The organism is Streptomyces sp. NBC_01481, assembly GCF_026339995.1.
Classification (GTDB): Bacteria; Actinomycetota; Actinomycetes; order Streptomycetales; family Streptomycetaceae; genus Streptomyces.
The window spans coordinates 579,503-598,995 of record NZ_JAPEPT010000001.1; the positions used below are offsets into that span (position 1 = coordinate 579,503).

18 protein-coding genes are annotated in these 19,493 nt (G+C 69.5%); 6 read left to right on the top strand and 12 right to left on the bottom strand.

The genetic code is table 11. The features are described from left to right. Positions 1-28: 28 nt before the first annotated feature. Positions 29-1,651, top strand: a complete 1,623-nt coding sequence (locus OOK40_RS02820; RefSeq protein WP_266476187.1) for a beta-N-acetylhexosaminidase — start codon at positions 29-31, stop codon at positions 1,649-1,651. 59 nt (positions 1,652-1,710) lie between these two features. Here OOK40_RS02820 and OOK40_RS02825 read toward each other — a convergent pair whose 3' ends face one another. From OOK40_RS02825 to OOK40_RS02870, 10 genes are all read right to left on the bottom strand, one after another. Further along, positions 1,711-3,492 carry an IucA/IucC family siderophore biosynthesis protein gene (locus OOK40_RS02825; protein ID WP_266476188.1) on the bottom strand — a complete coding sequence of 594 codons (1,782 nt, stop codon included), beginning with the start codon at positions 3,490-3,492 and terminating at the stop codon, positions 1,711-1,713. Further along, positions 3,489-4,019 carry a GNAT family N-acetyltransferase gene (locus tag OOK40_RS02830; RefSeq protein WP_266476189.1) on the bottom strand — a complete coding sequence of 177 codons (531 nt, stop codon included), beginning with the start codon at positions 4,017-4,019 and terminating at the stop codon, positions 3,489-3,491. The genes OOK40_RS02825 and OOK40_RS02830 overlap by 4 nt, the downstream gene beginning before the upstream one ends. Then, complete coding sequence (locus OOK40_RS02835; protein ID WP_266476191.1) at positions 4,016-5,281, bottom strand: lysine N(6)-hydroxylase/L-ornithine N(5)-oxygenase family protein; 1,266 nt, start codon at positions 5,279-5,281, stop codon at positions 4,016-4,018. The genes OOK40_RS02830 and OOK40_RS02835 overlap by 4 nt, the downstream gene beginning before the upstream one ends. Further along, the gene (locus OOK40_RS02840) at positions 5,265-6,707 is read right to left on the bottom strand and encodes an aspartate aminotransferase family protein (protein WP_266476192.1); all 1,443 of its coding nucleotides are present in this window, start codon (positions 6,705-6,707) and stop codon (positions 5,265-5,267) included. The genes OOK40_RS02835 and OOK40_RS02840 overlap by 17 nt, the downstream gene beginning before the upstream one ends. Before the next feature lie 116 nt (positions 6,708-6,823). Beyond that, positions 6,824-7,699, bottom strand: a complete 876-nt coding sequence (locus OOK40_RS02845) for a siderophore-interacting protein (protein ID WP_266476193.1) — start codon at positions 7,697-7,699, stop codon at positions 6,824-6,826. A 2-nt stretch (positions 7,700-7,701) separates the two neighbouring features. Further along, the gene (locus OOK40_RS02850) at positions 7,702-8,727 is read right to left on the bottom strand and encodes an ABC transporter substrate-binding protein (protein WP_266478806.1); all 1,026 of its coding nucleotides are present in this window, start codon (positions 8,725-8,727) and stop codon (positions 7,702-7,704) included. Positions 8,728-8,848: 121 nt separating this feature from the next. After that, positions 8,849-10,009 carry an acyl-CoA dehydrogenase family protein gene (locus OOK40_RS02855; protein WP_266476194.1) on the bottom strand — a complete coding sequence of 387 codons (1,161 nt, stop codon included), beginning with the start codon at positions 10,007-10,009 and terminating at the stop codon, positions 8,849-8,851. A 7-nt stretch (positions 10,010-10,016) separates the two neighbouring features. Continuing rightward, positions 10,017-10,955, bottom strand: a complete 939-nt coding sequence (locus OOK40_RS02860; protein ID WP_266476195.1) for a hydroxymethylglutaryl-CoA lyase — start codon at positions 10,953-10,955, stop codon at positions 10,017-10,019. After that, positions 10,952-12,964, bottom strand: a complete 2,013-nt coding sequence (locus tag OOK40_RS02865) for an acetyl/propionyl/methylcrotonyl-CoA carboxylase subunit alpha (RefSeq protein ID WP_266478809.1) — start codon at positions 12,962-12,964, stop codon at positions 10,952-10,954. Before OOK40_RS02865 ends, OOK40_RS02860 begins: the two co-directional genes overlap by 4 nt. Positions 12,965-12,978: 14 nt before the next feature. Continuing rightward, on the bottom strand, positions 12,979-14,595 hold the full coding sequence (locus tag OOK40_RS02870; RefSeq protein WP_266476196.1) for a carboxyl transferase domain-containing protein: 1,617 nt from the start codon (positions 14,593-14,595) through the stop codon (positions 12,979-12,981). Between the two features lie 88 nt (positions 14,596-14,683). Between OOK40_RS02870 and OOK40_RS02875 the strand changes: the two genes are divergently transcribed. The 5 genes from OOK40_RS02875 (at position 14,684) to OOK40_RS02895 (ending at position 17,393) form a co-directional block, all read left to right on the top strand. Beyond that, the gene (locus tag OOK40_RS02875; RefSeq protein WP_266476198.1) at positions 14,684-15,280 is read left to right on the top strand and encodes a TetR/AcrR family transcriptional regulator; all 597 of its coding nucleotides are present in this window, start codon (positions 14,684-14,686) and stop codon (positions 15,278-15,280) included. 97 nt (positions 15,281-15,377) lie between these two features. Next, positions 15,378-15,656, top strand: a complete 279-nt coding sequence (locus OOK40_RS02880) for a hypothetical protein (RefSeq protein WP_266476199.1) — start codon at positions 15,378-15,380, stop codon at positions 15,654-15,656. A 126-nt stretch (positions 15,657-15,782) separates the two neighbouring features. Beyond that, entirely contained in the window at positions 15,783-16,571 is a 789-nt protein-coding gene (locus OOK40_RS02885) for a phosphatase (protein ID WP_266476200.1), read from the top strand. 97 nt (positions 16,572-16,668) lie between these two features. Beyond that, entirely contained in the window at positions 16,669-17,055 is a 387-nt protein-coding gene (locus OOK40_RS02890) for a type II toxin-antitoxin system RelE/ParE family toxin (protein WP_266476202.1), read from the top strand. Next, positions 17,052-17,393: a helix-turn-helix domain-containing protein gene (locus OOK40_RS02895; RefSeq protein ID WP_266476203.1), complete on the top strand. Its 342-nt coding sequence runs from the start codon at positions 17,052-17,054 to the stop codon at positions 17,391-17,393. Before OOK40_RS02890 ends, OOK40_RS02895 begins: the two co-directional genes overlap by 4 nt. A 6-nt stretch (positions 17,394-17,399) precedes the next feature. Here the strand turns inward: OOK40_RS02895 and tesB are convergent, their stop codons facing one another. Both tesB and OOK40_RS02905 read right to left on the bottom strand, forming a co-directional pair. Then, a complete protein-coding gene (tesB, locus tag OOK40_RS02900; RefSeq protein WP_266476204.1) occupies positions 17,400-18,275 on the bottom strand; it encodes an acyl-CoA thioesterase II in 876 nt (291 codons plus the stop codon). Positions 18,276-18,298: 23 nt separating this feature from the next. Continuing rightward, positions 18,299-19,456, bottom strand: coding sequence for an acyl-CoA dehydrogenase family protein (locus OOK40_RS02905; RefSeq protein ID WP_266476205.1), 1,158 nt, complete (start codon positions 19,454-19,456; stop codon positions 18,299-18,301). Positions 19,457-19,493 lie beyond the last annotated feature (37 nt).

Below are 19,493 nucleotides of genomic sequence, written 5' to 3' on the forward strand. Positions count from 1 at the left end.
TGCGACGCCCGTCGAAGGGACCCAGCCTGTGAGACAGCCCAGAGCGTTACCCCGTCTGTTCGGCTCGCTGCTGCTTGTAGCCGCCGCGGGCATCGCCGCCATCGGCGCCGGACCCGCGCCCGACCGGTCGGTGCCCGACCGGTCCGCGTCCACCCCGCGGCCGCTGGGGCAGATCGTCCCTGCGCCCGCGTCCGTGAGCCCGGGCGGCGCCCCGTACACGCTCACCCCCTGGACCCGGATCCGGGTCGACCAGCACTCCCGCGAGGCGCAGCAGATCGGCACGTATCTCGCCGGGATTCTGCGGCCGTCCACCGGATACGCGCTGCCCCTCACCGACGGCCCCGCCCCCGGCGGCATCCGGTTGCGGCTGAGCGCCGAGGAGCGCGCCCTCGGCGACGAGGGCTACCGGCTCCAGTCGTCCCCCGCCGGGCTCACCCTCACCGCCCGCAAGCCCGCCGGCCTCTTCCACGCCGTGCAGACGCTGCGCCAACTGCTGCCCGCGGCCGTGGAGAAGAGCGCCCACCAGCGTGGCCCCTGGCAGGTCGCGGGCGGCACCGTCACCGACACCCCGCGCTATGCCTACCGGGGCGCGATGCTCGACGTCTCCCGGCACTTCTTCACCGTCGACCAGGTCAAGCTCTACATCGACCAGCTCGCCCTCTACAAGATCAACAAGCTGCATCTGCATCTCTCCGACGACCAGGGCTGGCGGATCGCCATCGACTCCTGGCCGCTTCTGGCCACCTACGGCGGCTCGACCCAGGTCGGCGGCGGGCCGGGCGGCTACTACACGAAGGCCCAGTACAACGAGATCCTCGGCCACGCCGCCTCCCGCTATCTGGAGGTCGTCCCGGAGATCGACATGCCGGGCCACACGAACGCCGCGCTCGCCTCGTACGCCCAGCTGAACTGCAACGGCGTCGCGCCGCCGCTCTACACCGGTACGGACGTCGGCTTCAGCTCGCTCTGTGTGCCGAAGGCCCTGACGTACGACTTCGTGGACGACGTGGTGCGCGAGCTCGCCGCGCTGACGCCCGGGAAGTACCTCCACATCGGCGGCGACGAGGCGCACTCCACCAGCCATGCGGACTATGTGGCGTTCATGGACAAGGTGCAGCCGATCGTCGCCAAGTACGGGAAGACGGTGGTCGGTTGGCACCAGCTGACCGGCGCCACACCCGCGAAGGGCGCGCTCGCGCAGTACTGGGGTCTGGACGGCACCAGCGCCCAGGAGAAGGCGCAGGTCGCGAGGGCCGCGCGGAACGGCACCGGACTCATCCTGTCGCCCGCGGACCGTATCTACCTCGACATGAAGTACAACAAGGACACCCCGCTGGGGCTGGACTGGGCGGGCTTCGTCGAGGTGCGCAGGGCGTACGACTGGGATCCGGGCGCGTATCTTCCGGGCGCGCCGGCGTCGGCGGTGGCGGGGGTCGAGGCACCGCTGTGGTCGGAGACGATCTCGACGAGTGACCACATCGAGTTCATGGCGTTCCCGAGGGTGGTGGGGGTCGCGGAGCTGGGCTGGTCGGCGGCGTCCACACACGACTGGGAGGCGTACCGGCTGCGGCTGGCCTCGCAGGGGCCGCGGATGGAGGCGCTGGGCATCGACTTCTACCGCAGCCCGCAGGTGCCCTGGCCCTCTGGCTGACCCACGAAGAGAGACGGGCGCGCCGGTGAGGGACCGTAGTCACCGGCGCGCCCGCCCGTTCAGTGGGAGAACCGCGCGATCGGGTTCTCCAGCGCGCCGACCAGCTGCAGCGCCCCCGCCGGGTCCGCCAGGTCCACCATCTGCTTGTTGTTGCGCAGCTGGAGCCGGTTGAGGCAGGAGAGCGCGAACTCGTCCGCGAACATGTCGTACTCCCGGAACTTGTCCGCCAGATGTGGCACCGACTCCTGGTAGGCCAGCACGCACTCCGCGACCGTCCGCCAGAACGTCTCCTCGTCCAGCCGCTCCTCCGCGACCAGCGTGGCCCCCAGGAAGCGGAAGAAGCAGTCGAAGACGTCCGTGAAAATGGACAGCAGCTTCATGTCGTCGGGGACGTCCGCGCGGATCCGTTCGACGGCCGGCGGCAGCACCGCGTCCGGGTCCATCACCGCGATCTCCTCGGCGATGTCCTTGAAGATCGCCCGCTGGACCGTGCCGTCCTCGCCGATGACGAGGATGACGTTCTCGCCGTGGGGCATGAAGACCAGGTCGTACGCGTAGAAACTGTGCAGCACCGGCGTCAGATACGCGCCCAGATACCGGCGCAGCCACTCCGAGGGGGCGAGCCCCGACTCGTCGATCAGCGCGCCCGCGAACGACGCGCCCTCGTGGTCGGCATGGAGCAGCGACGCCATGGTCGCCAGCCGCTCACCCGCCCGCAGCGACGGCACCGGGCTCTCGCGCCACAGCGCGGCGAGCATCTTGCGGTACGGCGAGTAGCGGTCGGTAGCCCGCTCGTACTGGCGGTGGTGGTACCCGATCGCCGCCCGCTCCCGGATGATCGAGAAGCGCGCCGCCTTCAGTACGTCGTCGCTGTCGATCAGGCCCGCGAGCCAGTCGTTGATCGCGGGTGTCGCCTCCATGTACGCGGCCGAAAGGCCCCGCATGAAGCCCATGTTCAGGACGGACAGCGCGGTTTTGACGTAGTGCTTCGCCGGGGCGCTCTTGTTGAAGAAGGTGCGGATCGACTGCTGCGCGAGATAGTCGTCGTCGCCCGCGCCCAGGCACACCAGCCGCTGCTGGGCGATCTCGGCGGCGAAGGTGACGGACAGTTTGTTCCACCACTGCCAGGGGTGGACGGGCAGCAGGAAGTAGTCGGCGATGTCGAGTCCGAGGGCGCTGAGCTGCCCGCCGAAGCGGGCGAGCGCCGCTTCGCCGAGCTCGCTCTGGACCAGCGTCTCGTAGTCGAGTCCGGCGCCTGCCGTGAAGGTGGCGACATCCCGCCGGGCGGCGAGCCAGACGAGGCGGATGTCGCCGGCCGTCTCGGGGGCGTACGAGAGGTATTCATGGACCCCGAAGCCGAGCCGGCCGTTGTTGGCCACGAAGCAGGGGTGGCCCTCGGTCATGCCCGTCTCGATGGCCTGGAAGCCGGCCGTGGCGAGTTCGGCGGAGGTGACGGGCTTCTTGGTCAGTTTGTACGCCGTGCCGGAGAGGGTGGAGGAGATCTCCTCCAGATAGACCGGCAGGATCTCCTCGCTCAGGCCCAGCGAGCCGCGCAGTTCGATGAAGAAGTCCAGCGCGTCCACGGGCTGCTTCTCGCCGTCCCGGTGGCGGCTGATGGAGTCGGCGTGGACCTGCCAGTGGTCGAGCGCGAACCGGCCGGCGCTGAAACGGTATTCGCTCGCGGCGTCGTCGCTGAGGACCCGGTAGCGGTCCTCGCCGAGCGACTCGGGGACCAGCAGCCGCTCGTGCGAGAACTCCGCCAGCGCCTTGCGCACGAGCAGCCGGTTGGCCTGCTCCCACAGCTCGGGCGTCAGATGCGATACGGCGTTGGTGAGGGTCATGCCGCCACCCCCCGGGCCGCCTCGAACTGTGCGCGGGTGCAGAAGCTCAGCAGCGCGTCCTTCTCCGGCTTCTTGATCTCTCGCTCCGGCACGAAGCCGACGGCCTCGTTGAGCGCGTGCACGGCCTGGTTGCGCACGTCCGGCTCGACGACCACACGCTCGGTGGCCATGTCGGCGAACAGCGTCTCCATCACCGCGGTGATCACGCCCCGGGTGAAGCCGTGCACGGGCGTATCGGTCGGCGCGACCAGGAAGTGCATGCCGACGTCGCCCGGCATGGCGTCGTACAGCCCGACGAGTTCGACGTGCGCCGGGTCGTAGCGCTCCATCAGGAAGACGGGCTCACCGTCCTTCAGTCCGATGAAGGCGTGGTGGTGCTCATGAGCCGATATGGCCATGTACTCGCGCTCGACGTCCTGCAGTTTCGCGTCCTGCATCAGCCAGAACGCGGCCTTGGGGTGGGTGACCCACCCGTGCACCAGCTCGGCGTCGGCGAACGGATCGAGGGGACGGACGGTGAACGTCATACGGAGAACTCCTGGAACGCGATGGACTTTTCGACGGCGTAGTACTCGGATCCCAGCAGCTCTCCGATGATGTAGGCGTTTCGGTAGGCGCCCATGCCCAGGTCGGGCGAGGTGATGGAGTGCGTGTGCACCCCCGCGTTCTGCAGGAAGATCTCGCGGCCCGCCGTGTCGATCGCATAATTGCGGGCGACATCGAAGCGGCCCTGCCCGTCACGGCGGATACGGTCGGCGACAGGCTTCAGGAATTCGGGCTCGGCGTACTTGTAGCCGGTGGCCAGGATCAGGCCCGAGGTCTGCAGCTCGAAGTCCTTGCCCTGCTCCTCCTGGCGCAGCCCGAGGGTGTATGCCCCGTTCTCGTACCGCGCGCTCTGGAGCGAGGAGTTGGTGAGCAGTCTGGTCGGGACCGGGCCCTTGAGGTTCTTCTGGTAGAGCAGGTCGAAGATCTCGTTGATGAGATCGCCGTCGATGCCCTTGAAGAGGCCCTTCTGCTGGGATTCTAGGCGGTAGCGGGTGGCCTCGGGCAGCGCGTGGAAGTAGTCGATGTACTCCGGCGAGGTCATCTCCAGGGTCAGCTTGGTGTACTCCAGCGGGAAGAACCGCGGGGAGCGCGTGACCCAGTTGAGCCGGTAGCCGTGTACGTCGATCTCGGAGAGCAGGTCGTAGTAGATCTCCGCCGCGCTCTGGCCGCTGCCGACGAGGGTGATCGACTCCTTCTGCTGCAGTGCCTCCTTGTGGTCGAGGTAGCGCGAGTTGTGCAGAAGGTCGCCGTCCAGTCCCTGGCAGGGCTCGGGGATGTACGGCGGGGTGCCGGTGCCCAGGACGAGGCGCCGGGCGCGGAACTGTTCGCCGCCCTCGGTGTGGACGACGTACAGCTCGTTCGCGTACTCGACCCGGGTTACCGTGGTGCTGAAGCGGATGGAGCTCAGTTTGGCCGCGGCCCAGCGGCAGTAGTCGTTGTACTCGGTCCGCAGCGGATAGAAGTTCTCGCGGATGTAGAAGGAGTACAGCCGCCCCGATTCCTTCAGATAGTTGAGGAAGGAGTAGGGGGAGGTGGGGTCGGCGAGGGTGACCAGGTCCGACATGAACGGCGTCTGGAGGTGGGCGCCCTCCAGGAACATGCCGGAGTGCCACTCGAAGTCCGGCTTGGACTCCAGGAAGAGGCCGCTCAGCTCACCGATCGGCTCGGTCAGGCAGGCCAGTCCGAGATTGAAGGGCCCGAGCCCGATACCGATGAAATCCAGGGGCTCACGAGGCGTGGACAAGATTCTCTCCCAGGTACTGCTCGGCGTGGCCGGCGATCAGATCGAGTACGGCGGCGATGTCTTCGGTCGTCGTCTCGGGGTTGAGCAGGGTGAACTTCAGGTACTGGCGGCCGCCGACCTTCGTACCGGCCACCACGGCCTCGCCGGACGCGAACAGCGCCTTGCGGGCATACAGGTTGGCCCGGTCGATCTCGGCGGGGCCGGTGGCGGACTGCGGGATGTAGCGGTAGACCAGCGTCGACAGCTGCGGCTGCACCACCACGTCGTAGCGCGGGTCGGCGGCCAGCAGCTCCCAGCCCGCCGCGGCCAGGTCGCAGACCTCGTCGAAGAGCTGCCCGACGCCGTCCGCGCCCATCACGCGCAGCGTCATCCACAGCTTCAGCGCGTCGAAACGGCGGGTGGTCTGCAGGGACTTGTCGACCTGATTCGGGATGTGCTCTTCGAGAGTGCGCCGCGGGTTGAGGTAGTCCGCGTGGTACGTGGCATGGCCGAGCGTGGCCCCGTCCCGGACCAGCACGGCGGATGAACTCACCGGCTGGAAGAAGGACTTGTGGTAGTCCACGGTCACCGAGTCGGCGTGCTCGATGCCGTCGAGGAGATGGCGGCGGGTGGGTGAGGCCAGCAGTCCGCAGCCGTACGCCGCGTCCACATGCATCCAGGTGCCGTACTGCTCGACCAGCTCGGCGATCTCGGGCAGCGGGTCGATGGAGCCGAAGTCGGTGGTGCCCGCGGTCGCGACGACGGCCATGGGGACCAGGCCGTCACGGCTGCAGCGTGCCAGCTCGGCGGCGAGAGCGAGGGTCTGCATCCGCTTGTTGCGGTCGACGGGGATGGACACGACGGCCTCGCGGCCGAGGCCCAGCAGCGTCGCCGACTTCTGCACGCTGAAGTGGCTGCACTCCGAGGTGAAGATACGCAGCTTGGCCAGGTCCGTCGTTTTGGCCTCCTCACGGGCGAGCAGCAGCGCCTGGAGGTTGGACTGTGTGCCGCCGCTGGTGAACACGCCGTCGGCGGCGGCTCCGAGGCCGATCCGCTGCGCGGTCCAGTCGATGAGGCGCCGTTCGATGAGGGTGCCGCCCGCGCTCTGGTCCCAGGTGTCGAGCGAGGAGTTGACCGCGGAGAGCACGGCCTCGCCGAGCACGGCCGGGATGACGACCGGGCAGTTGAGGTGGCCGAGGTAGCGGGGGTGGTGGAAGTAGACCGCGTCGCGCAGGTAGACGGTCTCCAGCTCGTCGAGGGCGGCGGAGGCGTTGCCGAGCGGCCGGTCGAGGTCGACCGCTGAGATCACCGGAGCGAGTTCGTCGGCGGTCACGCCGGTGAACGGCTTCCGGGTGGTGGCGAGTCGATGCGCCACCCGCTCGACTCCTTCGGTCACGGAGCGCCGATAGCTGTCCGCCGTCACGTCATTGAGCAGGTGCGAGCGCATGCGATGTCCTCCGGACAAGCGAGGGGGGCGAGGGATGCTGAAGTAAGGTTAGCCTAACCTAACTTTCTGTGCCAGCGGTCCCTCGCCCCCTCGGGGCACGGCTGTTATGCCGTTGTTCACATGTCGTCAGCTTCGCTCGCGGCGTCGTCCGGCACGCCCGCTTCGGCCTGTTCGCGCAAGCCGTCCTCGCTCACGCCGCGCCGCCAGTAGCCCACGAACGTGACGCGCCGGCGGTCGAGTTCACGCTCGCGCACCAGATGGCGGCGCAGCGCCTTCACGCTGCCCGATTCGCCCGCGATCCAGGCGTACCCAGTGCCCTCGGGCAACTCCGCCCGGCTGACCGCCTCCAGGGCCGAGGGCGCGCCCTCTTCCCGTACGAGCCAGGTGACATGGGCGTCCGCCTCGGTCCTCACGTCCTGGCGGTCCTCGGCGTGCTGCACCTCCAGCCAGACCCGGGCCCGCATTCCGGCGGGCAGCCACTCCAAGATCGCCGCGGCGGCGGGCAGCGCGGTCTCGTCGGCCCAGATCAGCACCCAGTCGGTGTCCTCGGGCGGACGGCAGCGTACGGCGGTGTTGTCGGCGACGGCCGGGCCGAGCACCGTCACCCGGTGGCCGGGCGCGGCCTGAAGGGCCCAGCGGCAGGCGGGTCCGCCGTCGGCGTGGACGGCGAAGTCGATGTCGACCTCTGCGGGTTGGAGCCGCTGCTCCCGCACGGTGTACGAGCGCATCACGGCGCGTACGTCCTCGGGCATCCCACGCCAGGCGCCGAGCGCGGCGTACAGGTCCCCGTCCTCGGGCACCGGCACGACGGGAGCCTGCTGGTCGGGATGCGGCAGGAAGAGGGAGAGGCTCTGGTCGCGGCCTCCGGCGGCGAAGGCCTTAAGGTCCTCGCCCCCGAAGGTCACGCGGACCATGGTCGGGCCGAGCCGCCTGGTCCGTGCAACCTTCAGGTCGAAGAAGCGGAACGGGGCGAGCTCGGCCGTCGTCGTCATGGTCAGGCGACCTTCTTCGCGGTCTCGATGGCCTTGGCCAGGTCTTCGAGGATCGGCGCGCACTTGTCGTAGGAGTAGATCGGCTCGGTGACACGCGGGACGACCTGTCCGGCCTTGACGGCGGGCAGCTGGGTCCAGGTCGGCTTGCTCTTGAGGGCGTCGGGCTGGAGGGTCCCGGTGCGGTTGTCCAGGATGATGATGTCGGCGCCGTACTTGCCGGCGTTCTCCCAGCTGAGCTCCTCGAAGAAGCCCTGCGCATTCGCCTTCGGCTCGACGAACTTCACGCCCAGCTCCTGGAAGTACAGGGTGTCGGCGGACATCTTCGGCACGGAGACGTAGAAGAGCTCCGGGCTGCCGGAGCCGATGAGCACCTTGAGGTCCGGCTTGGCCTTGGCGGCGGCGCGCAGGCGTGCCGCGGCCTTCTCGAAGCGGGCCTTGGCGTCGGCCGCCTTCTTGCCCTTGACGTCACCGCCGAGCGACGCGGCGAGTTCGGCGTGGCGCTCCAGCGCCTTCTGCATCGTGGTCTCGGCCGCCCACAGCAGAACGCTGGGGGCCAGCTTCATGATCTTGTCCTTGGACTGCGGCGGGACGTACCACGGGTCGTCCTTGGCCCACATGTTGGTGATGAGGAGCTCGGGGTTCAGGGCCGCGTACTGTTCGATCTTGAACTCGCCGTAGACATTGCCGATGACCTTGACCTTGGTGACATCGAGGTCGCCCGCCTGGACGTCGGGCTTGTTGTCCTTGGTCGTGGTCGGGCCGAACACGCCCTTGACCTCGACGCCGTAGTCGTAGAGGGCCGCGGCGGTGCCGGTGAAGGCGACGATGTTCTTCGGGGCCGCCTTCAACTGGACGTTCTTGCCGCGGTCGTCGGTGAAGGACCAGGGGCCCGGCTTCTCGGCGGCCTTGTCGGTGCCGCCCTTTTTGTCGTCGCTGCCGCAGGCGGCCAGCGCCGCGCCGAGACCGAGGGCGCTGCCCGCGGCGAGCAGGCCACGGCGCGTGAGATGGGAAGGGCGGGCGTTGGGCATGATGATGTCCGCTTTCGTACGTGCCGGGTCGGCCACTGGGCAGTTCGAAGGTAGGTTAGCCTAACCTCAGAAACTGTCCAGTGGGCACCCCGGCCCGAGCCCGCCCTCCGGGCTGGCTGGATCAGCCCGTAAGCCCCAACTCCCGGGCGATCAGCATCCGTTGCACCTCGCTCGTGCCCTCGCCGATCTCGAGGATCTTGGAGTCGCGCCACATCCGGGCCACCGGATACTCGTTCATGAAGCCGTAGCCGCCATGGATCTGGGTGGCCTCTCGCGCGTTGTCCACCGCGACCGTGGAGGAGTACAGCTTGGCGAGCGCCGCCTCCTTCTTGAACGGCTCGCCCTGGACCAGCCGCGAGGCCGCGTCGCGCCAGCCGACCCGGGCCATGTGTGCCCGCATCTCCATGTCCGCGATCTTGAACTGGATGGCCTGGTTGGCTCCGATCGGCCGCCCGAACGCGTGGCGCTCCTTGGCGTACTTCACGGACTCGTCCACACAGCCCTGCGCGAGGCCCGTCGCCAGGGCCGAGATGGCGATCCGGCCCTCGTCGAGGATGCGCAGGAACTGGGCGTAGCCGCGGCCCTCCTCGCCCAGCAGATTGGCCAGCGGCACGCGGACGTCGTCGAAGGACAGCTCACGGGTGTCCGAGGCGTTCCACCCGACCTTGGAGTAGGGGGCGGCGACGGTGAAGCCGGGGGTGCCGGAGGGGACGATGATCGAGGAGATCAGCGGCTTGCCCTCGGCCGTGCGGCCGGTGACCGCGGTGACCGTGACGAGGCCGGTGATGTCCGTACCGGAGTTGGTGATGAAGCTCTTCGAGCCGTTGATCACCCACTCGTCACCGTCGCGGACGGCCGTCGTCCTCGTGCCGCCGGCGTCCGAGCCCGCGCCCGGCTCGGTCAGGCCGAAGGCGCCGAGCATCTCGCCCGAGCACAGCTGCGGCAGCCACTGCCGCTTCTGCTCCTCGGTGCCGAAGCGGTACACGGGCATCGCGCCGAGCGAGACGCCCGCTTCGAGGGTGATCGCGACGGAGGAGTCGACGCGGGCCAGCTCCTCCAGGGCGATGCCGAGGGCGAGATAGTCGCCGCCCATGCCGCCGTACTCCTCGGGGAAGGGCAGTCCGAACAGGCCCATACGGCCCATCTCGCGGACGATCTCGTACGGGAACTCGTGGCGTTCGTAGAAGTCGCCGATCTTCGGCGCTATCACGTCGTGGGCGAACTGCTCCACGGTGCGGCGGAGTTCCTCGTGTTCGGGGGTCAGCCGGTGGTCCAGGGACATGGGGGAGTCACTCCTTGTGGGAGAGGGCACGGACGGTGCGGGAGGGGCTCGGTCGGCCCAGCTGTTCGGCCATCCACACGCTCGTGGCGGTGAGGCGGGCAAGGTCGACCCCGGTTTCGATGCCGAGGCCCTGAAGCATCCACACGAGGTCTTCGGTGGCGAGGTTTCCGGTCGCGCTCTTCGCGTACGGGCAGCCGCCGAGGCCGCCCGCGGAGGCGTCCACGGTTCTCACGCCGTGCTGGAGCGCGGCGAGGGTGTTGGCGAGTGCCTGGCCGTACGTGTCGTGGAAGTGCACGCCGATGGCATCGGTCGGCACGCCCTGCTCGTTCAGGGCGGCGAGCAGCGCCTGCACATGGCCGGGCGTCGCCACGCCGATCGTGTCGCCGAGGCTCAGCTCGTCGCAGCCGAGGTCCATGAGCTGCTTGGCGACGCGGACTACCTGGTGGACGGGGACGGGTCCCTCCCACGGGTCGCCGAAGCACATCGACAGATAGCCGCGGACATGGATCCTGTCCGCTCGGGCCTTGGCGACGACCGGCTCGAACATGGCCAGCGACTCATCGACGCTGCGATTGAGATTGCGCTGCGCGAAGGTCTCGGTCGCGGACCCGAACACGGCGATACGGCGCGCACCGAGGGCGGCGGCCCGCTCAAGACCGCGCTCGTTCGGTACGAGAACGGGCAGGGCGACCCCCTCGATGTCGCCGACGAGGGGGAACAGCTGCTCGGCGTCGGCGAGTTGGGGCACCCACTTGGGGTGGACGAAGCTGGTCGCCTCGATCGTGGTCAGGCCCGCGTCGGCGAGCCGGCGGATGAACTCCGCCTTGACCTCCGTGGGGACGACCGTCTTCTCGTTCTGCAGGCCGTCACGCGCCCCGACCTCGTGGATCCGGACGCGGGGCGGCAGATCCTGTGCGGGAACGGCCATGGGCAGCCCGTCGGTCATGCTTCCTCCCTCGGGGTGACGACCGCCAGGATCTGGTCCATGGCGACGGTCGAGCCGGGCGTGACGTCCAGCTCGGTGACGGTGCCGGCGTGCGGGGCGGAGATGACGTGCTCCATCTTCATCGCCTCGACGACGAGGAGGCCCTGGCCCGCCTCGACCTCGTCCCCGACGGCGACCTTGACGACGGTGACGGTGCCGGGCATGGGCGCGGCGAGGGTGTCGGCGCCGGCATGCGCGGCGCCGCTGAGGGACGCCTCGACGGGGTCGTGGTCCTGGACGTGCCAGGACTCGCCGTCCCGGCCGAGCCAGGTCCCCTCCGGGGAGGTGGCGCACTGGAAGCGATGCGTGACCCCGTCCAGCTCAAGGGTGAGGTTGCCTGCGTCGGCGTGAACGAGGCGTGTGCGCTGGATTTCCCCCGCGCCGGGCGGGAGTTCAGCGCCGGGCAGGAGTTCCGCGTCCGTCGTTGTGCCGCGTACGCGAACCGCCACCGGGTCCTGGCCCGGCACGCGGAAGTGGTGGACCGTCCAGGCCGGTACGCCGCCCAGGCGCCAGCCGTTGGCGACCCCGAAGGGGTCCGTCCAGCCACCGGCAGGGGGGAGGTCCTGCTGGGCCAGTAGCGCCGCCGCCGCGTACACCTCCTCCGGGACCCCGTCCACGACCAGGGTGTCCGCGTCCCGTTCCACCAGGCCCGTGTCCAAGTCGCCCGACACCACGTCCGGGTGGGCCAGCAGACGCCGCAGGAAGCCCGCGTTCGTCGGGACGCCGAGGGTGACCGTGTCCGCGAGGGCCGCCCGCAGCTTGCGCAGGGCGGTCGCGCGGTCGGGGCCGTACGCGATGACCTTGGACAGCATCGGGTCGTACAGGCTGGAGACCTCCGTGCCCCGCGTGAGACCGGAGTCGGTGCGCACGCCGTCGCCCTGCGGCTCGTGCAGGGCCAGGACCGTGCCACCGGAGGGCAGGAAGCCCCGGGAGGGGTCCTCCGCGCAGATACGGGCCTCGATCGCGTGGCCCGTGAGGGTGATGTCGTCCTGGACGAAGGGCAGTTGTTCGCCCGCCGCGACCCGCAGCTGCCACTCCACCAGGTCCAGGTCGGTGATCAGCTCCGTCACCGGGTGCTCGACCTGGAGGCGGGTGTTCATCTCCATGAAGTAGTACGAGGAAGGGTCGCTGCCCGGGACGATGAACTCCACCGTGCCCGCGCCCACATAGCGGCAGGAGAGAGCCGCCTCCACGGCGGCGGCGCCCATCGACGCACGCGTCTTCTCGTCCAGCAGGACGCTCGGCGCCTCTTCGATGATCTTCTGGTGGCGGCGCTGCAGCGAGCACTCGCGCTCGCCGAGGTGCACCACGTTCCCGTGCCCGTCCGCGAGGACCTGGATCTCGATGTGCCGGGGCCGGTCGATCCAGCGCTCCACGAGCAGGGTGTCGTCGCCGAAGGATGCCCGCGCCTCGCGCCTGGCCGCCGCGATCTCGTCGAGGAGCGCCGACTCCACGCGCGTGAGCCGCATGCCCTTGCCGCCGCCGCCCGCCGAAGGCTTCAGCAGCACGGGCATGCCGATCTCCCGGGCGGCGTCGGCCAGTTGGTCGTCGCTCAGGCCGGATCCCGAGGAGCCCGGAACGACCGGGACGCCCGCAGCCCGCACCGTCTCCTTCGCGCGGATCTTGTCGCCCATCAGCGAGATCGCCGATGCGGGCGGCCCGATGAAGGCAAGACCGGCATCCGCGCAGGCCTGCGCGAAGCCCGCGTTCTCCGCGAGGAAGCCGTAGCCGGGGTGGACCGCCTCCGCGCCCGTGCGGGCCGCGGCTTCGAGCAGGCGCTCCACGCAGAGGTAGCTCTCGGCGGCCGCCGACGGGCCGATGCGGACCGCGGTGTCCGCCTCCCGTACATGCCGGGCGTCCGCGTCCGCGTCGCTGAAGACGGCGACCGAGCGGATGCCCATCGCGCGCAGCGTACGGATGACGCGGACCGCGATCTCGCCTCGGTTGGCGACAAGGACTGTGCTGAACATCGTCATGGTCCGTCTCACATCCGGAAGACGCCGAAGGCGGGGTCGGTCAACGGGGCGTTGGCGCAGGCGGTGAGCGCGAGGCCGAGCACCTGGCGGGTCTCCAGGGGGTCGATCACGCCGTCGTCCCAGAGCCGGGCCGTCGCGTAGTAGGCATTGCCCTGGGATTCGTACTGAGCCCGGATCGGCGCCTTGAAGGCCTCCTCCGCATCGGCGGGCCACGCCTCGCCGCGCCCCTCCAACTGGTCCCGCTTCACGGTCGCCAGCACGGAGGCCGCCTGCTCGCCGCCCATGACCGAGATCTTGGCGTTGGGCCACATCCACAGGAAGCGCGGCGAATAGGCCCGGCCGCACATCGAGTAGTTGCCCGCGCCGTACGAACCGCCGATGACGACGGTCAGCTTCGGCACGCGTGTGCATGCCACGGCCGTGACCATCTTCGCGCCGTGCTTGGCGATGCCGCCCGCCTCGTAGTCCTTGCCGACCATGAAGCCCGAGATGTTCTGCAGGAAGAGCAGGGGGATGCCGCGCTGGTCGCACAGTTCGATGAAGTGCGCGCCCTTCTGGGCGGATTCGGAGAACAGGATGCCGTTGTTGGCGACGATGCCGACCGGGTGGCCGTGGATCCGCGCGAAGCCGGTGATCAGGGTCTGCCCGAACTCGGACTTGAACTCCTGGAACCGGGAGGCGTCGGTGATCCGGGCGATCACTTCCCGTACGTCATAGGGGGTACGGGAGTCCACCGGCACCGCGCCGTACAGACCGGCCGGGTCGACCTTCGGCTCCTCGGCCGGCTCGACCGACCAGGGCAGCGGGCCGCGCTCGGGCAGCGTCGCCACGATGTTCCGTACGATCCGCAGCGCGTGCGCGTCGTCCTCGGCGAGATGGTCGGTGACGCCGGAGACACGGGAGTGGACCTCGCCGCCGCCGAGCTCCTCGGCCGTGACGACCTCGCCGGTCGCGGCCTTCACCAGCGGCGGGCCGCCGAGGAAGATCGTGCCCTGGTTGCGGACGATCACGGCCTCGTCGCTCATGGCGGGCACATACGCCCCGCCCGCCGTGCAGGAGCCGAGGACGGCGGCGATCTGCGGGATGCCCGCGCCGGACATCCGTGCCTGGTTGTAGAAGATCCGTCCGAAGTGCTCGCGGTCAGGGAAGACCTCGTCCTGCATCGGCAGGAAGGCGCCGCCGGAGTCGACGAGATAGACGCAGGGCAGCCGGTTCTCCAGGGCCACCTCCTGGGCGCGCAGATGCTTCTTGACCGTCATCGGGTAGTACGTGCCGCCCTTGACGGTGGCGTCATTGGCGACGACGACCACCTCGCGGCCGCTGACGCGCCCGATCCCGGCGATCACTCCGGCGGCCGGTGCCTGCCCCTCGTACATCCCCTCGGCGGCGAGGGGAGCGAGCTCCAGAAAGGGGGAGCCGGGGTCCAGGAGGGTGTCCACGCGGTCGCGCGGCAGCAGCTTTCCGCGCGCGGTGTGGCGGGCGCGGGCCTTCTCACCTCCGCCCAGACGCGCGGCGGCGAGCTTGGCGCGCAGGGCGTCGGCCAGCTCCTGGTGCGCCGCCTCATTGGCCTGCCAGGCCGGAGAGGCGGGGTCTGCCGCACTCGCCAGCACGGGTGCCTGCTGCATCGCTCGAGCTCCCTTGCTCGGTTAATGAGCGTTAACGTGTTTCCTCTAGGTTAACGAGCGCTAACACCTCTGTCTAGAATGAATTCCCATGAGCACCAGGACGGCGGCCCCGACGCGCCGCGAGCAGATCCTCAGGGAGGCCGCGCGCCTCTTCGCCGAGCGCGGCTTCCACGGGGTCGGTGTCGACGAGATAGGAGCTGCCGTCGGCATCAGCGGGCCGGGTCTCTACCGCCACTTCGCGGGCAAGGACGCGATGCTCGCCGAGCTGCTCGTGGGCATCAGCGAACGGCTGCTGAGCGGTGGCCGGCTGCGGGTCGAGGAGTCCGCCGCCGACCCCGAGGTGCTGCTCGCCGCACTGATCGACGGGCACATCGACTTCGCGCTGGACGACCGCCCACTCATCACCCTGCACGACCGGGAGCTGGACCGCCTGCGGGAGAGCGACCGCAAGCTGGTGCGGCAGCTCCAGCGGCAGTACGTGGAGCTGTGGGTCGAGGCGGTCTGCGCGATGTACCCGGCGCTCGCCGAGGCGGACGCCCGGGCCGCGGTCCACGCGGTCTTCGGCCTGCTCAACTCCACTCCGCACCTAGGCCGCCCGGACGCCCGCATGGGCCGTGACGCGACGGCGGACCTGCTCCACCGCCTGGCCCGCGGGGCCTTCGCGGCCGCGGCGGACGGCGCCTGAGGCGCCCTGGCGTACGCGAAGGGCACATGTACAGTCCCAATCGGCGCCACGACCGGCGCAGCGAGGCCTGACCAGCCTTGTCGACAACGGGGGTTTCATGTCAGAACACATCGGTCCCGACCGCCGGGAAACGATCGAGCGGAACCTGTGGGCCGCGCCCGCGATGTTCGTCGCCGTGTCCTGGGCACTGTTCCAGAAGGACGACGCCTCGTCGGCATCGACCGTCGCCTGGATCATCTACTCCGCGGGATGGATCCCGGCCCTGGGCCTGCTCGTCAGGTCTGCCGCCCAGCGCAGAAATCCCGGTGTCGGGGCGGTGTTCGCCTTCGGGCTCCTCGTCGTGATGGGCGTCCTGTTCTGGGCGAACCACGGGTGACGCACGCCTGAACTTCCGGCCGGGCGGCCGCTGTGAGGGGCGGCCGCGCCTGTGAGTGACGCGATACGCACGTCCAGCGTTCGGGACGCCCGGCACGCGGTGTGTGCCTGACGGCACAATGGGCGCATGCCGATACCCAGCCGTGCCGCCCTTGTCGACCACCTCGTCCGCACACGTATCGCCGGAGATGTCGCCACACCCCGCGACAACAACCTCTCCCACTACCGCAAGCTCGCCAACGGCGACCGTCACTTCTGGCTGGGTCTCGAGCTCGGCGACCGCTGGACCGACGAGCAGGACGTGCTCGCGGTCATGGCCGAGCGGTGCGGGGTCAACGACGATCCCGAGCACCGGACCGGGCAGGACACCATCGACCCGGAACTGACCGTCGACGCCCTTGAGCGGCTCGCGGCACGGCTGCGCAAGGCGGCCGCCGGCCAGGAGCGGGTGCTCTTCGCGACCGGGCATCCCGGTGGTCTCCTCGACGTGCACCGGCAGACCGCCGACGCGCTGCGGGCCGCCGGGTGCGAGATCGTACGGATTCCGGGCGGTCTCACGGCCGACGAGGGCATGGTCTTCCAGTTCGCGGACGTCGCGATGCTGGAGCGCGGCGCGACCCTGTGGCACACACACTCCCCGGCCCCCATGGCCGCGATCCTGGACGGCCTGGAGCGCGACGGCAGACCGCAGCCCGACCTGGTGGTGGCCGACCACGGCTGGGCGGGCTGCGCGGGACAGCGCGGCCTGGACTCCGTCGGATACGCGGACTGCAACGACCCCGCGCTCTTCATCGGCGAGGCGGAGGGCACCCTCCAGGTTGCCGTGCCGCTGGACGACCACGTCACGGACCCGCGCTTCTACGACCCGATGACGGCGTACCTGCTGGACGCGGCGGGGCTGACGTCCCAGGCCTGAGGGCGGGGGTCAGTACGGGTTCCGGGAGTCACCCGGACGGTGGACTTCTCTCGCGATCGAGACCTCCATATACTGGAGTGGCTATACGTTCGGCTGTATGGAAGATCGCTTCATTGTGGAGATCGAGCCCGAAGTCCGGCTCTGGCTGGGAAACCTTCCGGTGCGGGACTACCTGAACGTCGAAGCCGTCGTTGACCGACTTCTGTGCAACGCGACCACTCTCGGCGAACCGTATTCACGTCATCTGGGAGGTCCAGTCCGCGAGTTACGGTTCGATCTCGGGAATGACCGTCACGCCGTGCGGATCCCTTATTGGCTCGCACCTGGACGGAGGGTCATCCTGCTGACCGTTTTCCGCAAGAACAGGCAACGCGAGGTCTCCGAAGTGGCGCGGGCCAAGCGGGCGCAGGTGATCTGCGAGGCTGAGCACAAGCCGGCGCACGAGGAATACGCACGCATCTTCAAGGAGGGAATCCCCCGATGACCAGTCACGCGCGGTGGAAGCTCGCCCGCGACAAGCAGATCGCCGAGGGGATCAGCGAGGGCCCCGAAGTGGAAAGGATGCGCGAGGAGATCCGGATGGCTCTTGACCTCGGGCAGGCCGTCTACGACCGGCGTACCGAACTCGGCATTTCCCAGACCGAGCTCGCCAAGCGGGCCGGCATGACCCAGCCGCAGATCTCCAAGCTGGAGCTGGGCGGGACCATGCCCACACTGCCCCTGCTCGCCCGGCTGGCACGCGCTCTGGACGCGGCCCTCAGCCTGGAGCTGGACGGGGACACCTCGCGGGTCGCCTTCACCGCGCACGTGCCTGCCGCCTGACCGCCCTCAATCGCGGGGGACGCGAACGACGCCTTCCTGGATGACGGAGATCGCCAGCCGGCCGTCCTGGGTGTAGATCCGGGCCTGCCCCAGCCCGCGGCCGCCGGACGCCGACGGGGACTCCTGGTCGTAGAGCAGCCATTCGTCCGCCCTGAAGGGGCGGTGGAACCACATCGCGTGGTCGAGCGAGGCGCCCACCACGTCGCCGACCGCCCAGCCGCCGCGGCCGTGCGCGAGCAGCACCGAGTCGAGCAGTGTCATGTCGGAGACGTAGGTGGCCAGGCAGACGTGCAGCAGCGGATCGTCGGCGAGCTTGCCGTTGGCCCGGAACCACACCTGCGAGCGCGGCTCGCGGGTCTCGCCGACCGTCCCGTACGGCGGGGCGTCGACGTATCGCAGATCGACCGCCGCTCGTGCCTCCAGGAGGCGGTCGACCACACCCGGGTCGATGAAGAGGCCCGCGTACTGCGGCAGCATCTCGGCGGCCGTCGGGAGCGTCTCCGGGTCGGGGGCGGGCGGCATGTCGGCCTGGTGCTCCAAGCCCTCCTCGTACGTCTGGAAGGACGCCGAGAGGTGGAAGATCGGCTGCCCGTGCTGGACGGCGACGACCCGGCGGGTGGTGAAGGAGCGGCCGTCGCGGATGCGGTCGACCGTGTAGACGATCGGCACGCCGGGGTCGCCCATGCGCAGGAAGTACGCGTGCAGGGAGTGGGCCGTGCGGTCGTCGGGGACGGTGCGGCCGGCGGCGACGAGCGCCTGGGCCGCGACCTGTCCGCCGAATACGCGGGGGACGATCGCCGAGCGGGACCGTCCCCGGAAGATGTCCTGCTCGATCTGCTCCAGGTCGAGCAGATCGAGCAGGTCGTCGAGTGCTGAGCTCATGGGAGGAACGTAGTGGTACGTGCCTAGAGGCCCATGTCCTTGGCGATGATCGACTTCATGACCTCGCTGGTGCCGCCGTAGATGCGGTTGACGCGGTTGTCGGCGTACAGGCGGGCGATGGGGTACTCGTTCATGTAGCCGTAACCGCCGTGCAGCTGAAGGCACTTGTCGATGACGCGGTGCGCGACCTCGGTGTTGAACAGCTTCGCGGAGGCGGCCTCGGCGGCGGTGAGTTCACCCGCGTCCAGGGCTTCCAGGGCGCGGTCGGCGACGGCCTCGGCGGCGTCCACCTCGGCCTGGCAGGCGGCCAGTTCGAACTTGGTGTTCTGGAAGGAGGCGACCGGCTTGCCGAAGACGGTGCGCTCCTGCACGTACTGCTGGGCGAACCGGATGGCGGCCTTGGCCTGGGCGTACGCGCCGAACGCGATGCCCCAGCGCTCGGAAGGCAGGTTCTGGCCGAGGTAGTGGAAGCCCTTGTTCTCCTCGCCGAGCAGGTCCTCGACGGGGACCTTGACGTCGACGAAGGCCAGCTCGGCGGTGTCGGAGGTGCGCAGGCCGAGCTTGTCCAGCTTGCGGCCGATGGAGTAGCCCTCGGACTTGGTGTCCACGGCGAACAGGGAGATGCCGAAGCGGCGGTCGTCCTCGCGCGGGGCGGAGGTGCGGGCGCAGACGATCACACGGTCGGCATGCACACCGCCGGTGATGAAGGTCTTGGCGCCGTTGAGGACGTAGTGCGTGCCGTCGTCCGAAAGCTTGGCGGTGGTCTTCATGCCCGCGACGTCGGAGCCGGTGCCCGGCTCGGTCATCGCCAGCGCCCACATCTCCTCGCCGGTGACGAACTGCGGCAGGAAGCGCTTCTTCTGCTCGTCGGTGGCCAGCATCTTTATGTACGGCAGGGCGAGCAGCACATGCACGCCGGAGCCGCCGAACTGCACGCCCGCGCGCGAGGTCTCCTCGTAGAGCACGGCCTCGAACTTGTGCGTGTTCATGCCCGCGCCGCCGAACTCCTCGGGCACGTTGATGCCGAAGATGCCCAGCTCGCCGAGCTTGTAATAGAAGTCGCGCGGCGCCTGGCCGGCGGCGAACCACTCGTCGTAGACGGGCACGACCTCGGCCTCGATGAAGGCGCGGATCGTCTCGCGGAACGCCTCGTGGTCCTCGTTGTAAACGGTGCGGCGCACGGTCGACGCCTCCTTCGGGGTGCTGGGGCAGATGTCT